The organism is Aestuariibius sp. HNIBRBA575, assembly GCF_040932005.1.
Classification (GTDB): domain Bacteria; phylum Pseudomonadota; class Alphaproteobacteria; order Rhodobacterales; family Rhodobacteraceae; genus CANLNM01.
Genome location: NZ_CP162414.1, coordinates 1,239,850 through 1,253,479, shown reverse-complemented (window position 1 = coordinate 1,253,479; position 13,630 = coordinate 1,239,850). Strand labels below are relative to the sequence as shown.

The window sequence follows — 13,630 nt, the reverse complement described above, 5'->3', positions numbered from 1 at the left end:
GAAATACTTGCGACAAACCCGCCCTTGGCTTTCGCGCGTCACGCGCCTAACCTCGCGGCAACTTTTGCGGAGGACCCCCAATGACCAACACACCCGGCTTTGACACATTGCAAATCCATGCAGGATCACGCCCCGACCCTGCCACCGGCGCACGCCAAACCCCCATCTATCAAACAACCGCTTACGTGTTTCGCGATGCCGATCACGCCGCAGCTTTGTTTAACCTCCAAGAGGTGGGTTACATCTATTCCCGCCTGACCAACCCAACGGTCGCGGTTTTACAAGAACGCATCGCCACGCTTGAAGGTGGCGCTGGGGCTGTGTGCTGTTCCTCTGGGCATGCAGCGCAGTTGATGGCGCTGTTTCCATTGATGATGCCGGGCAACAATGTGGTTGTGTCCACACGGCTATATGGGGGGTCTGTTACGCAGTTTAGCCAGACCATCAAACGCTTTGGCTGGTCGGCAAAGTTTGTCGATTTTGATGATCTGGACGCGGTCGCCGCAGCCATCGATGATCAAACCCGCGCGGTATTTTGTGAATCCATCGCCAATCCGGGCGGCTATATCACGGATCTGGATGCTATTTCGGCGATTTCGGATCGGGCTGGCCTGCCATTGATCGTGGATAACACAACGGCGACGCCTTATTTGTGTAACCCAATCGAACATGGCGCTACGCTGGTGGTGCATTCCACCACCAAATACCTGACCGGCAACGGCACGGTTATGGGCGGCTGCGTAGTGGATTCGGGCAAATTTGACTGGTCCGCCAGTGACAAATTCCCATCGCTTTCCGCCCCAGAAGAGGCCTATCACGGGCTGAAATTCCACGAAACCTTTGGACCGCTGGCTTTTACGTTCCACGGGATCGCCATTGGCCTGCGCGATCTGGGCATGACCATGAACCCTCAGGCGGCGCATTACACATTGATGGGGATCGAAACCCTGTCATTGCGCATGCAGCGTCACGTAGAAAACGCCAAGACCCTGGCAGAGTGGCTCGAAAATGATCCGCGGGTGGATTACGTCACCTATGCGGGCCTGCCCAGTTCCCCCTATCATGACCGGATCGCCAGAATTTGCCCCAAAGGCGCAGGCGGTTTGTTCACCTTTGCGGTCAAAGGCGGCTATGAGGCCTGCGTGAAACTGGTCGATGCTTTGGAAATCTTTAGCCATGTGGCCAATCTGGGCGATACGCGGTCGTTGATCATCCATTCCGCGTCTACCACCCACCGTCAGCTGACCCCAGAACAACAAGAAGCCGCAGGGGCCGGTCCGAATGTGGTGCGGCTGTCTATCGGGATCGAGGATGTCAAAGATCTGATCGCGGATCTCGACCAAGCGCTGAGCGCGGCCACCGCCTAAACCGGCGGATATAATCACATGAAAACGGGCCGCAACAACGGCCCGTTTTTTGTCACATGAGTCGCATGAATTGATTAGGCTGCGTTGCGACGACGCTTGGCCAATCCAAACAATCCAATAGCGCCCAGCAGCAACGGCAGGCCCGCTGGCAGTGGTACAGGTGGTAAAGGCGGCCCCGCGATAGACCCTCCTGACCAAGCAGCTAAGTGAGCAAGGTTGTTAGACAGGCCGACCAAAGTGCCGTCGGAAATCCGAATGGTCCCATTATACAAACGGGCACCAACCCCGCTATTGTCTACTCCTGTGGATGCTAACGTCCCACAAAAGGCTGTGCTTAGCGATCCTGTTGCCGTCGACGTAAAATCTCCACAGAAAGTATCACCATAACTGGCAGAATAGCTGCCGACTGTTAAAACGGCGCCCAATATCTGAGCCGTTGTCCAAGTTTGAGACGCCGTGCTTGTTCCGCCATTGTCCATCGTCACAGTGATCGAAACCGTGTCACCGGAACTGAAGAACCCTGTCAATCCAACGTTTGTTTCAACTGTTTGCGTAAAAGACACAGGGATCGCCTGCGCCGTGGTAGAGCTTGATAAAAATGCGATTGTTAACAAACTAGAGAATAGTCGAACCATTGGTCTTATCCCTCGATTTGTAATTATCATTTTGTAGAGATGCCGGCCACTTTAAACAAAAGTGGCAAACCGTTCTTTTTTATAGAGACAAGATACGCCTGCGCGCGAATGCTATCTGCATATTTACCATGATAATACGTGGCGAACACGGCCTGCAGTTGCAATTGATCAGCCTGCACGACCGTAAAAGACGCATTTCAGCTAAATCTTTAAGCCGCCATCCGCTTCAACAAAAAAACGGGCCGCAATCACGACCCGTTTAAGTGTATCATATTGATTTAGGTGATTTAGGCCGCAGCGCGACGCCGTTTGGCCAAGCCGAACAATCCCAATGCCCCAAACAACAGCGGCAGACCTGCCGGCAGCGGTACGGGTGGCAATGGCGCGACAGAAGCGACGGTCCAGCGCGTGTCGTCTCCGAAAATATGAGAAAAGTGCACTGAGCTGCCCGTGGTTGAGTTGATCCCGGTATTGAATAGATATGCAGTCGACCCGTCATTATCGACCCCAGCATTGGAAAAGGATCCGCAGAAGTTGCTGGAAATATTGCCCGATGCATCCGTTGAGAATCCACCACAAAACGAGGTCGACCAAGACGCCGCATAGGACCCAATCTGAACTGATGCGCTCAAAATATCGGAGACACCCCAAGATTGAGACGTCAGGCCTGAGCCCCCATTTTCCAAGGCAACAGTGACCGAAACGGCGTCACCGCTTGAAAAATATCCGCCCAAACCTGATGAGGTTGTGCTGGTATATTCAAAACTCACAGGAACGGCCTGTGCGGCGGTTGAAATTGATAAACATCCAATTGTTAACAAACTAAGGAGTGGTCGAACCATTTGTCGTATCCCTCGATTTGAAATTAATTATCTTGTAGCGCAGTCGGCCACGTTAAACGCAAATGGCAAACCGTTATGTTTTATAGCGGCAAGATCGGTTTGCGCGCGAATGTTAATCGCAGGTTTACCATAATTATCGGAAGCAAACACACCCAAAAGTTGCATTTCACAAGCAAACACTACCGCTCAGGGTTATTTGACCGCTGACATCCAAGCCATCTGCCATTGTTCAAACTGAACAGTACATTGCCCGTTTAAGCCCGCGCTGTTTTTCAAACGATCAATCGATCGCTAAAACCATAACCACGCCGGCGGAAATCTCGATCTCTCCTTCGGCGATGGGCACGGCAGATTCCATAGCCATACGGATCGCTCTACCAGATGGGCTTGCTACGCCGTCTTCGATCAGATGGATCACATCCCCGATCTCAACGCCTGCCGCATTCGCGAAAAAGGCGGCCTTGGATTGTGCGTCCTCAACGGCGGCCAGACGCGCGTGATCCAGATGGGGTGCGCGATCTTGGACGTCAAACCGCAATCCCCCCAAACGATTGGCCCCTTGGGCGACAACCGCATCCAAAACATGCCCAAGATCGGCCAGATCCAACACTTGAACGTTCAACATCGTCGTGGCGACAAATCCGGATTGTTCACGCCCACTTAGGCTAGAGTTGCTGTATTGCGGATGCAATTGCACTTGCCCGGTTTGGATGTCCGATTTGGCAATTCCGACGGCGTCCAGCTGATCCAGCACCGACGCGATGGCGTGGCTCATTCCGGCCAAGGCATCATTGGCCAGTTCCGCCTCGTGGGTTACTCCGACCTGAATATAGGCCATATCAGGCGCCACATTTACACGGCCCTGGCCCGATACCTGAATCGTTGACCCATTGACCGTTTCCGCCTGCACCCCGTTTGGCACCGCCCCGGCAACAACCGCCCCACAGGCCATCATCACACCAAACGCCACGATCCGACATTTCCCGTTTATCGCTGCTTTCAAACCAAACATTTGCATTCCTCACGCTATCTCTTTGGGCACTTTACCCTGACTATTGGACGCCGCGAAGCCACCGATCCTTGGCGATTAGCGCGAAATTTCTCATCGGCGAGAAATTGCTAGTGTTTCGCCGCTGCGATGGGGATGCTATATCCACACAAACAGGAATGCTAAAGCCGCGCTAATGAAACCAAATTTTGCTCTCTCTTTGTCGTTTGAAGGTATCCGCCTGTTGCAGCGCGCCCCCGAAGGGTGGCTGCTATTTGGCGAGGTTGGGTTAGAGTCCCCAGACTTGGATGCCGATCTGGCTGCGGTGCATATGCGGGCCATGTCTGCGGCCAAATCACAGGGCGACGACACGCTTTATACGCGGTTGATCCTGCCCAACGATCAGATCAAATATCTGGCTTTGGACACCACCCGCGCCGATGAAAACGACGTGCGTCACGCGCTGGATGGGGCCACCCCCTATGCGGTTGACGAACTGGTCTATGACTTTGTGCATGGCGGCGGACGCACTTATATTGCGGCGGTTGCGCGCGAAACACTGGCCGAAGCCGAAGCCTTCGCAATGGCCCATCACATGGCCCCGGTTGCCTTTGCTGCGATCCCGGAACCGTTTACCTTTTCCGGCGAAGCGTTCTTTGGCGCGACGCAATTTGCCAGCACTATGGGCGACGGCGCCATTACAATTGCGCGCGAAGACAGCGCCATCGAAGTTGTGGGTGCCGCCCCCCAAGAACTGCCCGCGATTGAGGATGACACAGACCACACATCGCCCCCGACCGATGCCGACAGCAATGTGGTCGCCATTCAGGATGCGGATGACGCATCGCACATGGATGACACCCCAGCCGATTCGACGCTGACGGATTTTGACGCTCTAAACGAGCTGGCTCTGGCGGCGTCATTGCCCCACGAAGAACAAGCCGCCGCCCCACAGTATGCCGAAACCGATCCGGACGAAACAGCGGATGAGGTGGCAGATCAGCCCCAAGAGGATGATCAGAAAGACGACACAGGTGACTTGCAGGACGAAGAGGCGGATATGCCGGTCTTTGTGCCGCGTCCGCGTCTCTCTGCGACACCAACCGTGCCGAGCAACGATGCTGCACCCACTGTTTCTTTGCCGGATGTTTCTGCACCAGACATTTCCGCCCCAGAGGTTTCGGGCCCAGAGGTTTCTGCAGCCGAGGTTACGGGCCCCCCTGCCGATGCGGCCCCGGATGATGTTGCTGCACCACAACCTGTTTTTGGCAGTCGCAGGGATCCATCCTTGGTGGCGCAGCGTGACGGCGCATCACAGGCCAACACCGCCCCCCCCGCAGAAAAGCCTGCGCGCAAAAAGAACAAGAAACCCAATATTGAGCGGCGCGAACCAAGTGTGACCGCGCCAGTTCTGTCACCCATCACCGAAGGAAACGCTCCTGCGATTTCCGGCGATGCGGCGGCGGTTGATGCCGGCATTTCTGCACCACTTGGGGACACGCCCAATCTTGGGCCTGCGACCAATGCACCCGACATGCCCGCACATGCCGCTCCTGTCACCGGTGTTTCTGAAACCGCCGTTGATCCCATTGTGGCAGCGCCAACTCTATCTGCGGACATGGCAGAAAGCCTGTCTGCAACCCTGCAACCCACTGAAACAGAACCCCAATCGACGGTTTCAACTAGCAAAGCCGCCGGTTTAGCTACTGGTTTGGTTTCCAGCGCCGGGTCTGCCCTCTCAGGGGCTGGAAGTCTGTTTCGCAGCCGCAGAAAACCGAATAAAGGTCAAACCACAGATCCCAATCCAGCGGCGCAGCCTGCCGCAAAATCCAGCATTTTTGGCGCCAGAAAATCCGCCAAACCGGCCAAAGTGGTCGGGGGAAAGCCCCGTTTTCTCGGCTTGATCTTAACCGTGATATTGATCCTGTTTCTGGCGACCATGGCTGCCCTCGCAGCCCTATCAGAAGAAGGCTTTGCCTATTGGTTTGGCGGGCGCAACAATGCCGAACCGGTTGTTGCCTCTTTGGGGGTGGACACCCCAAACGAGGCCGCCCCCCAAGCCACGTCCGCACCTGAAACCGCATCCGCGTCAGCAACGATTCAGACGCTGGCATCCCCAACGCCCCCAATTGGCCAAGTTTTAAGCCCATCCGAAGCGCAACGCATCTATGCCGCCACTGGTGTGTGGCAACGCGCCCCTCGTATCCCATTGATTCCAAGAGATGAATCCATCTCTGATCTGGGTACATCTGATTTGGATCGCCAGATCACAACCCAAACCACCCCAACATTCATGCCCAGCGTTGCTGCGTCGACGACAGATTTTGCTTTGGCCACAGTCATGTCGCCCCCTCCGCCCGGCACCCGTTATGCCCGTGACGCCCGTGGTTTTATTCTGGCAACCCCAGAAGGCACACGCACCCCAGATGGGGCGCTGATTTTTGCAGGTTCCCCGGCTGTGCGCCCCCCTGAGGCGTTTTTTCAGCGAGCGGCCCTGGCGGTAACGCAAGCCCCCACTGCGCAGACCGCACAGCCAGCCCCGGCCGAAACGACAGCACCTGACGGCGCGCAAACCTTAGCGGCCCTTCCCGCTGTTTCGCCACAGTCTCCGTCCATTACGCCCCCAATTCTGCCCGAAGTAACCACCGCCACGCCGCCATTGTCAGCCGCACAGGCGGCCTTGGCAGCCACGCGCCCACTGGCCCGACCAGAAACAATTGTTGCGGCCGCAACCGATGCAATTGCACCTGCGCCCACTGCAACAGCGACGCCTCAACCCAATCCAGAACTGGTCCGTTTCCGCCCCCAATCCCGCCCTGCGACCATTGTCGCTGCCGCGCCTGCGACACCGGAAACTGTGACTCCGCAGAACCCTGAACTTGTGGCGTTTCGCCCACGTCTGCGCCCGTCAGGCATTGCACCGGCCCCACAAACAGACCCTGTGATTGCCGAAGTCCCAGCCGAACCTAGCGTTGAAACGCCCCCTCAGGAACCGGCACGCAATGCCGCCGCTGATGCGTCCCTTGCTGCGGCCATCCAAGGCGCACTCACAGAGGCCAACCGCCCCGATCCGTTCGCCAATGCCTCTGCTCAGGCGGTGGCCCAATCCGTGCGCCCTGATACAAGACCACGCAATTTTTCGCGGGTTGTGCAACAACAACAAGCCTCTGCCCAGCGTCAGGCCCCCCAGCAACCCGCCGTTGCCCGCCCTGCCCCGTCATCTGGTCCGACGCCAACCAGCGTTGCCTCTGCCGCGACATTGGACAATGCCATCAATCTGCGACGTATCAATTTGATCGGTGTTTATGGCAGCAACAGCGACCGGCGGGCCCTGGTGCGTCTGTCAAATGGCCGCTACATCAAAGTGTCCGTGGGCGATCGGCTGGACGGTGGGCATGTTGCCGCGATCGGCGATACGTATATCACCTATACCGACCGGGGCCGCACCACCCGTCTGGACATGCCTGCCGGTTAGGTTGACCCCGTTTTTTGCCCTTTTCCTCTGACAAAGAGTTGCTTTGATGACTGTAAACCATGATCCGAACGCGCCCAGCCAAATCTGGATTCACCGTAAAACCGGTGGGCTTTATGTAATCATTGATGACAATGCCCTGATCGAGGCTGACCTGACCCCAGCGGTTGCCTATCGGTCATTGGAAACCGGTCAATTATGGGTGCGCCCGCGGGCTGAATTTCATGATGGGCGGTTTGCAAATGTCAATTCCGGCGACCTGAAAGGCTAAGGGCATCAATATCTTATGTATGATCCAACCGGAAATGCCGTAGACCGCCGGTTTGAACATGTTCAGTTCCTAGAGGCTGAACCACCGCATCATTTGCGCGACATTGTGCATCGCTTCATTGCGCTGCGCACCTGCCAGCCTTTGTTGGAAAACTATCGGTTTCACGCCCTGCCGGATGCCTGTGTTTATGTCGTCCTTGACCAAAACAAACCTGACATTGCCGGGGTTACCCGCCTAAAGGCATCATCAGAAGAAATCGATCTGGGGCGCGACTTTCATTTTGTGAATATCCGCTTTTTGCCCGGTGTGTGGCAAGATCAGGTTGGTTTTGGTTCCATTGAACAGCCCTATGTCGGGGATTTGCCCCTGTTGCATTTGAACAAAGCCCTGTCCGGGCTCGGGTTTTCCGATCAACAAGCCAAGTTATCAGAGTTTGTCGATGACCTGCTGGCGCAATCAAAGGTCAGCGGCAATCAGATCACTGAACGGATTTTCACCCAGCTCCAAGATATTCATTCCGTGGCCGATATGGCAGAGATTGCCGGTCTTTCAACGCGGCAATTTCAGCGCGTCCTCAAACGGACCACCGGATTTGCCCCGCATGATTTCCTGAAAATCATTCGCCTGCAGCAATCGCTTTTGGGGGAACCGTCGTTATCTTATGCGGATCAATCCCATTTCATTCATTCCTTTCGCCGCGCCACCGGGTACACGCCCGGCCAATATGCACGCAAATTCTATGTCTGAAATCTACAATACGCCCTGAATTGCATGCGCTACACCCGACATATCAACACGAATAAAGGAGTGGGATATGTCACAGACAAACGCGATTGGTTGGTTTGATATTTTTGTGGACGACCTGGACCGGGCCGTTTCATTTTACGAAGCGGTTTTTGACCGCAAGCTTGTTCAAATTGGCGACCCAACCGGGGAAACCCAAATGATGAGCTTTCCTGCGGATATGAGCGTTTATGGCGCTGGCGGGGCTCTGTCGAAATCCCCCCATGCGGGTCCGGGTATCGGTGGGACGATTGTCTATTTCTCAGCGTTGGATTGCGCCACAGAAGAAGCCCGCGTGACCAAATCCGGGGGCGCAGTGATCCGCCCCAAATTTTCGATTGGCGAATTTGGCTTTGTCTCACTTTGCCAAGACACAGAAGGCAATCTGTTTGGCATCAGTTCCATGACCTGATCATCATGTTTGCAAAACACAAAACGGCGCCACAATGCGGGCGCCGTTTTTTAGTTACGTCAATACCTTAGCTGGCTTTCTGTTCACCGCTATCCAGCACACCCCGCGCGATTTGATCTGCCTCGATGCTTTCGAACAAGGCTTTGAAATTGCCTTCGCCAAATCCGTCATCGCCTTTGCGTTGGATAAACTCAAAGAAGATCGGCCCAATCACGGTCTTTGAGAAAATCTGCAACAGAATCCGGGTTTCGCCGCCATCCACAACGCCTTCGCCATCGATCAGAATGCCGTGTTTCATCATTTGATCCACTGGTTCCTGGTGATCAACCACGCGGTTATGGGACAGCTCATAATAGCTCGCGGGGGGTTTGGGCATAAACGTGATCCCCCGTTCGGCAATTTCATCCGTGGCGGCATAAATGTCCGACGTCCCAACCGCGATATGCTGAATACCTTCGCCGTTATAACGTTTCAGATATTCGACAATCTGCCCCTTTTCACCGCGATCTTCGTTGATCGGAATGCGGATGCGACCACAGGGCGATGTCAACGCACGACTGAGCAACCCGGTAAATTTGCCTTCGATGTCAAAGAAACGGATTTCTTTGAAATTAAAAATGTCACCGTAAAACCGGAACCAAACGTCCATGTTCCCTTTGTGGACATTATGGGTCAAGTGATCGAGATAAAAGAACCCGATGCCCGTTGGATGGGCGTCATGCACCCAATCGAATTCCGCGTTATAGGGGTTGGCTTCGTAATATTGATCAATGAAATAGATCAATGACCCACCGATCCCGACAATGGCGGGAACATTCATGGTTTTGCCATCCCCGGTATATTCTGTGGCGCCTTTGGACAGCGCATGCGCCAAAGCGTTGTCAGCATCTACAACCCGCCACGCCATTGACGGGGCACAGGGGCCATGTTCCTCAATGAATTCAGCGGCATGGCTGTTGGGCTCCATGTTCAACACATAGGTAATATCGCCCTGCTGCCACAGTTGAATGGCTTTGGTTTTATGGGTGGCCGTGTGCACATACCCCATTTTGGAAAACAGCTCTTGCAGCACTTGGGGGTCGGGATGCGCGAATTCTACAAACTCAAACCCATCTGTCCCCGCCGGGTTTTCAGGGGTGATCTGCGCCTTGGGGGCATCATGTGGAAACGGGCCCATTTGTCTCTCCATTTTTGTTTGATCAATCCTACCGCACATTTCGCGCGGGTTTTGCGTGTAATACGTGGGATTTCTGGGTATAACTGACCAACAACCGCACAAATTCGGAAAATCCTGGAAATTTGCCGCATGCTTGATGACACAGACAAACAGCTCTTGGCGATTCTGCAACGCCACGCACAAGCCACATCACAGGAATTGGGTGACGCTCTAAATCTGTCCCCGTCACAGGCCGGGCGACGGCGGCAGCGGCTCGAGGCGGCAGGGTATATTTCCTATATTTCCGCGCGCCTTGACCCAGATCGGCTTGGGTTGAATGTGCAGGCCTTTGTGCAGGTCCATCTGGGAACACATGGGGCTGAAAATGCGCGATCATTTGCCCGTTTGGTCGATACCCGTCCCGAAATTGTCAGCGCTTGGACCATGACCGGCGAAGCAGATTATCTGTTGCGGGTCTGGACCGCGACGTTGACGGATTTAAACGCGCTGATCCACGATGTGTTATTGGCGCACAAAGCGGTGGCTCGCGTTCAAAGTCAGATTGTTATGGATCAACTGAAGCAGGATGCGCCCCTGCCCATTTAACGGAAATTTGACAAAAATCCGTTCTGATCCACGTCACACAGCTTCTGATTGTCTTGCGATTGTCATGTCGCACACCTAAGGTATCCGGGATGCAAGGCCTTCTTTTTCAAGCGACAATTTATCTAGGTGCGGCTGTCATAGCGGTGCCAATGGCCGCGCGTCTGGGGCTTGGCTCTGTTTTGGGGTATTTGCTGGCCGGAATCGCGATCGGGTTTATCCCCGGCATCGGTTCCGAGGCGCAGGAATTACAGCATTTTGCCGAATTTGGCGTGGTGGTTATGCTGTTCCTCATCGGCCTAGAGCTGGAACCGCATGCATTGTGGAATATGCGCCAACGTCTGGTCGGGCTGGGTGGATTGCAGCTGACATTAACCACGTTGGCGGTAACCGTTGCTGCGCTTATTCTGGGGCAGGTTTGGCAAACGGCGCTTGCGATTGGGCTGATTTTTGCCCTGTCTTCCACGGCGATTGTCCTGCAAACCCTTTCTGAAAAACGTCTGATGCAAACCCCCGGTGGTCGGTCGTCGTTTTCGGTGCTGCTGACACAGGATATCGCGGTCATTCCGATGTTGGCGCTGATGCCTTTGCTGGCCGTCGCGCCTGTCGCCAGCTTTAACCAAGACGGATCGATTGACCGCCCGACCACAGGCACGGACGCGGCCCATGACACAGGTCACGGCGCAACCATGTCACTGGTCGAAGGCCTGCCCGCCTGGGGCGTCACATTGGTGACTTTGGGCGCGGTGGCGGTGGTCGTTTTGGCGGGCATATACCTGACCCAACCTTTGTTTCGCTACATCCATCAGGCGCGATTGCGTGAAATGTACACAGCGCTGGCCTTGTTGATGGTCATTTCAATCGCCACATTGATGAATATGGTCGGCCTGTCCCCCGCTTTGGGCACGTTTTTGGCCGGGATGGTGCTGGCCAATACTGAGTTCCGCCACGAATTAGAGAGCGATCTAGAACCGTTCAAAGGCCTGTTGCTTGGGCTGTTTTTCATCACCGTCGGCGCGGGCATCAATTTTGATTTGCTGCTGGACCAGCCGGGCACATTGCTGGGCCTGACATTGGGCCTGATCCTGATCAAAGCCGCCGTGCTGTACCTGTTGTCACGGGTGTTTCAGATTCATGGCCGGGATCGCTGGCTGTTTACGCTTGGATTGGCTCAGGCGGGCGAATTTGGCTTTGTTCTGGTATCATTTTCGCTGCAAACACATGTGCTTAGCGCGGAATTGTCCGGTTTGCTGTTGATGGTGATTGCCCTGTCGATGATGGTCACGCCGTTGTTGTTTATCCTTTATGAACAGCTGGGGCGGCGTCTGACGGTGCATCCTGATCAGCCCCATGACGAAATCAACGAACAGGGTCAGGTGATCATCGCCGGGATTGGCCGATTTGGTCAGGTGGTCAATCGCTTGGTTCAAAGCGCAGGCTTTTCCACGGTCATTCTGGATCATGACCTGCAAATCGTTCAAACCATGCGCAAATTTGGCTTTAAGGGCTTCTTTGGGGACCCGACCCGCCCTGATTTGCTGCATGCGGCCGGGTTGCAGGATGCCGCGGTGTTGGTTGTGGCCGTTGACAGCAAAGCCAACGTCACCAAACTGGTTGCATATGCACGCCAAACCCGTCCCGATATCCACATCGTAGCGCGGGCGCGCGACCGGCACCACGTCTATGAACTATATCAGGCCGGTGCGAATGATATCGTGCGTGAAATGTTTGACAGCTCGCTTCGGGCTGGGCGGTATGTTCTTGAAAATATGGGGCTTTCTGAATACGAAGCCAACGAAGCCGAGGTCTATTTTTACCACCACGATCGGGCCACCATGCTGGAATTGGCTGATCTGTGGAAACCGGGTGTCGCTGCGGCGGATAATCCGGAATATATGGCGCGATCACGCGAGTTGAACAAAGATTTGGAAAGCGCGCTTGGCAATAACGTTGATCGACGTGAATTGGCGGAAATGCGATCCTATGTCAAAGAAAACCGCCAAGATCTGAGCCCTGGCGGTCGACTTAAGCCAATGGATAGTGACGAAAATTAACCGTCAGAAACGCCCGCTTCTGCAAAGGTCGCCATGCCGGAATGACAGGCAATCGCGCCTTTCAGAACGCCAATGGCCAAGGCGCCCCCCGACCCTTCGCCCAATCGCAACCCCAGTTGCAACAGCGGCTCTTTGCCCAGCCCCGCCAACAGGTTAGCATGCGCGCCTTCTGCGCTTTGATGGCCCGCAACCGCGTGATCCAACGCGCCCGATTGGGTTTTGGCCAAAACCAACGCCGCCGCAGAGCAGATAAAGCCGTCCAGAATGACCGGAATTTTATGCGCGCGCGCGGCGGCAATCGCCCCCGCCATGCCAGCCAATTCACGGCCCCCCAAACAGCGCAAAACCTGCAACGGATCGGACAATTGATCCGCATGCAGCGCCAAACCTTCGGCAACAACCTCTGTTTTGCGTTGTAATCCCGCATCGTCAACGCCCGTGCCACGCCCGGTCCAGTCCGCAGGATCACCCCCCAACAAAGCCGCACCGATCGCCGCGGCTGAGGTCGTGTTGCCAATGCCCATTTCACCGGTAACCAACAGGTCCGCCTCTGGGTCAACCGCGTTCCAACCTGCCTGCAATGCCGTCACCAGCTCTGCTTCGCTCATAGCAGGCTGGCTGGTAAAATCAGCGGTTGGTCGATCCAGTTCCAATGCAACCACGTCCATTTTGGCCCCAAATTCCTTGGCCAATTGATTGATCGCAGCCCCGCCATGTTCAAAATTGGCCACCATTTGCACTGTTACTTCGGCTGGGAATGCCGAAACGCCACGGGCGCAAACACCGTGATTGCCCGCAAAAATCACCACTTGGGGCGATTTGATCACCGGGCGATCCGTCCCGCGCCAGCCCGCATACCAAATCGCCAGATCTTCGAGCCGCCCCAGCGCGCCGGGGGGTTTGGTCAGCTGGCCATTGCGGGCCTCAGCCCCGGCCATAGCCGCACTATCCGTATTGGGCGCAGCGGCCAAAGTTGCACGAAACGTTTCGATCGAGGAAAAAGGAGCAGTCATGTCAGGCCTTCATTGCAAAGCGGGTTGCGTCTGT

The 13,630-nt window shown here is 55.3% G+C and carries 12 protein-coding genes; 7 read left to right on the top strand and 5 right to left on the bottom strand.

Annotated elements, in window-relative coordinates; all coding sequences use genetic code 11:
• The first annotated feature begins 80 nt into the window (after positions 1–80).
• Positions 81–1,367, top strand: a complete 1,287-nt coding sequence (locus tag AB1F12_RS06360; protein WP_368187422.1) for an O-acetylhomoserine aminocarboxypropyltransferase/cysteine synthase family protein — start codon at positions 81–83, stop codon at positions 1,365–1,367.
• A gap of 74 nt (positions 1,368–1,441) precedes the next feature.
• Here the strand turns inward: AB1F12_RS06360 and AB1F12_RS06355 are convergent, their stop codons facing one another.
• The 3 genes from AB1F12_RS06355 to AB1F12_RS06345 all read right to left on the bottom strand — a co-directional run bounded on the left by AB1F12_RS06355 (position 1,442) and on the right by AB1F12_RS06345 (position 3,856).
• On the bottom strand, positions 1,442–2,002 hold the full coding sequence (locus AB1F12_RS06355; protein ID WP_368187420.1) for a VPLPA-CTERM sorting domain-containing protein: 561 nt from the start codon (positions 2,000–2,002) through the stop codon (positions 1,442–1,444).
• 287 nt (positions 2,003–2,289) lie between these two features.
• A complete protein-coding gene (locus AB1F12_RS06350; RefSeq protein ID WP_368187418.1) occupies positions 2,290–2,772 on the bottom strand; it encodes a hypothetical protein in 483 nt (160 codons plus the stop codon).
• A gap of 352 nt (positions 2,773–3,124) precedes the next feature.
• Positions 3,125–3,856: an SIMPL domain-containing protein gene (locus tag AB1F12_RS06345; protein WP_368187417.1), complete on the bottom strand. Its 732-nt coding sequence runs from the start codon at positions 3,854–3,856 to the stop codon at positions 3,125–3,127.
• A gap of 172 nt (positions 3,857–4,028) precedes the next feature.
• Between AB1F12_RS06345 and AB1F12_RS06340 the strand changes: the two genes are divergently transcribed.
• From AB1F12_RS06340 to AB1F12_RS06325, 4 genes are all read left to right on the top strand, one after another.
• Entirely contained in the window at positions 4,029–7,307 is a 3,279-nt protein-coding gene (locus tag AB1F12_RS06340) for a hypothetical protein (RefSeq protein WP_368187415.1), read from the top strand.
• Positions 7,308–7,353: 46 nt separating this feature from the next.
• Positions 7,354–7,575, top strand: coding sequence for a hypothetical protein (locus AB1F12_RS06335; protein ID WP_368187413.1), 222 nt, complete (start codon positions 7,354–7,356; stop codon positions 7,573–7,575).
• 15 nt (positions 7,576–7,590) lie between these two features.
• Positions 7,591–8,322, top strand: coding sequence for a helix-turn-helix domain-containing protein (locus tag AB1F12_RS06330; RefSeq protein WP_368187412.1), 732 nt, complete (start codon positions 7,591–7,593; stop codon positions 8,320–8,322).
• Positions 8,323–8,389: 67 nt separating this feature from the next.
• Complete coding sequence (locus AB1F12_RS06325) at positions 8,390–8,770, top strand: VOC family protein (protein ID WP_368187410.1); 381 nt, start codon at positions 8,390–8,392, stop codon at positions 8,768–8,770.
• A 67-nt stretch (positions 8,771–8,837) separates the two neighbouring features.
• Here the strand turns inward: AB1F12_RS06325 and hppD are convergent, their stop codons facing one another.
• On the bottom strand, positions 8,838–9,947 hold the full coding sequence (hppD, locus tag AB1F12_RS06320; RefSeq protein WP_368187408.1) for a 4-hydroxyphenylpyruvate dioxygenase: 1,110 nt from the start codon (positions 9,945–9,947) through the stop codon (positions 8,838–8,840).
• 129 nt (positions 9,948–10,076) lie between these two features.
• Here hppD and AB1F12_RS06315 point away from each other — a divergent pair, with 129 nt between their 5' ends.
• Together AB1F12_RS06315 and AB1F12_RS06310 are read left to right on the top strand one after the other, a co-directional pair.
• Positions 10,077–10,532 (top strand): Lrp/AsnC family transcriptional regulator, encoded by a 456-nt coding sequence (locus AB1F12_RS06315; protein WP_368187406.1) that lies wholly within the window; start codon positions 10,077–10,079, stop codon positions 10,530–10,532.
• Positions 10,533–10,621: 89 nt separating this feature from the next.
• Positions 10,622–12,583, top strand: coding sequence for a cation:proton antiporter (locus AB1F12_RS06310; protein ID WP_368187403.1), 1,962 nt, complete (start codon positions 10,622–10,624; stop codon positions 12,581–12,583).
• Here AB1F12_RS06310 and cobT read toward each other — a convergent pair.
• A complete protein-coding gene (gene cobT, locus AB1F12_RS06305) occupies positions 12,580–13,596 on the bottom strand; it encodes a nicotinate-nucleotide--dimethylbenzimidazole phosphoribosyltransferase (protein WP_368187402.1) in 1,017 nt (338 codons plus the stop codon). The genes AB1F12_RS06310 and cobT overlap by 4 nt on opposite strands.
• Positions 13,597–13,630: the final 34 nt, after the last annotated feature.

What these genes read in the sequence shown, in the direction of transcription:
- AB1F12_RS06335 (WP_368187413.1), top strand. Translation starts at nt 7,354, where the DNA reads ATGACTGTAAACCATGATCCGAACGCGCCCAGCCAAATCTGGATTCAC.
- AB1F12_RS06330 (WP_368187412.1), top strand. Translation starts at nt 7,591, where the DNA reads ATGTATGATCCAACCGGAAATGCCGTAGACCGCCGGTTTGAACATGTT.
- AB1F12_RS06360 (WP_368187422.1), top strand. Translation starts at nt 81, where the DNA reads ATGACCAACACACCCGGCTTTGACACATTGCAAATCCATGCAGGATCA.
- AB1F12_RS06345 (WP_368187417.1), bottom strand. Translation starts at nt 3,856, where the DNA reads ATGTTTGGTTTGAAAGCAGCGATAAACGGGAAATGTCGGATCGTGGCG.
- AB1F12_RS06315 (WP_368187406.1), top strand. Translation starts at nt 10,077, where the DNA reads ATGCTTGATGACACAGACAAACAGCTCTTGGCGATTCTGCAACGCCAC.
- AB1F12_RS06325 (WP_368187410.1), top strand. Translation starts at nt 8,390, where the DNA reads ATGTCACAGACAAACGCGATTGGTTGGTTTGATATTTTTGTGGACGAC.
- hppD (WP_368187408.1), bottom strand. Translation starts at nt 9,947, where the DNA reads ATGGGCCCGTTTCCACATGATGCCCCCAAGGCGCAGATCACCCCTGAA.
- cobT (WP_368187402.1), bottom strand. Translation starts at nt 13,596, where the DNA reads ATGACTGCTCCTTTTTCCTCGATCGAAACGTTTCGTGCAACTTTGGCC.
- AB1F12_RS06310 (WP_368187403.1), top strand. Translation starts at nt 10,622, where the DNA reads ATGCAAGGCCTTCTTTTTCAAGCGACAATTTATCTAGGTGCGGCTGTC.
- AB1F12_RS06355 (WP_368187420.1), bottom strand. Translation starts at nt 2,002, where the DNA reads ATGGTTCGACTATTCTCTAGTTTGTTAACAATCGCATTTTTATCAAGC.
- AB1F12_RS06340 (WP_368187415.1), top strand. Translation starts at nt 4,029, where the DNA reads ATGAAACCAAATTTTGCTCTCTCTTTGTCGTTTGAAGGTATCCGCCTG.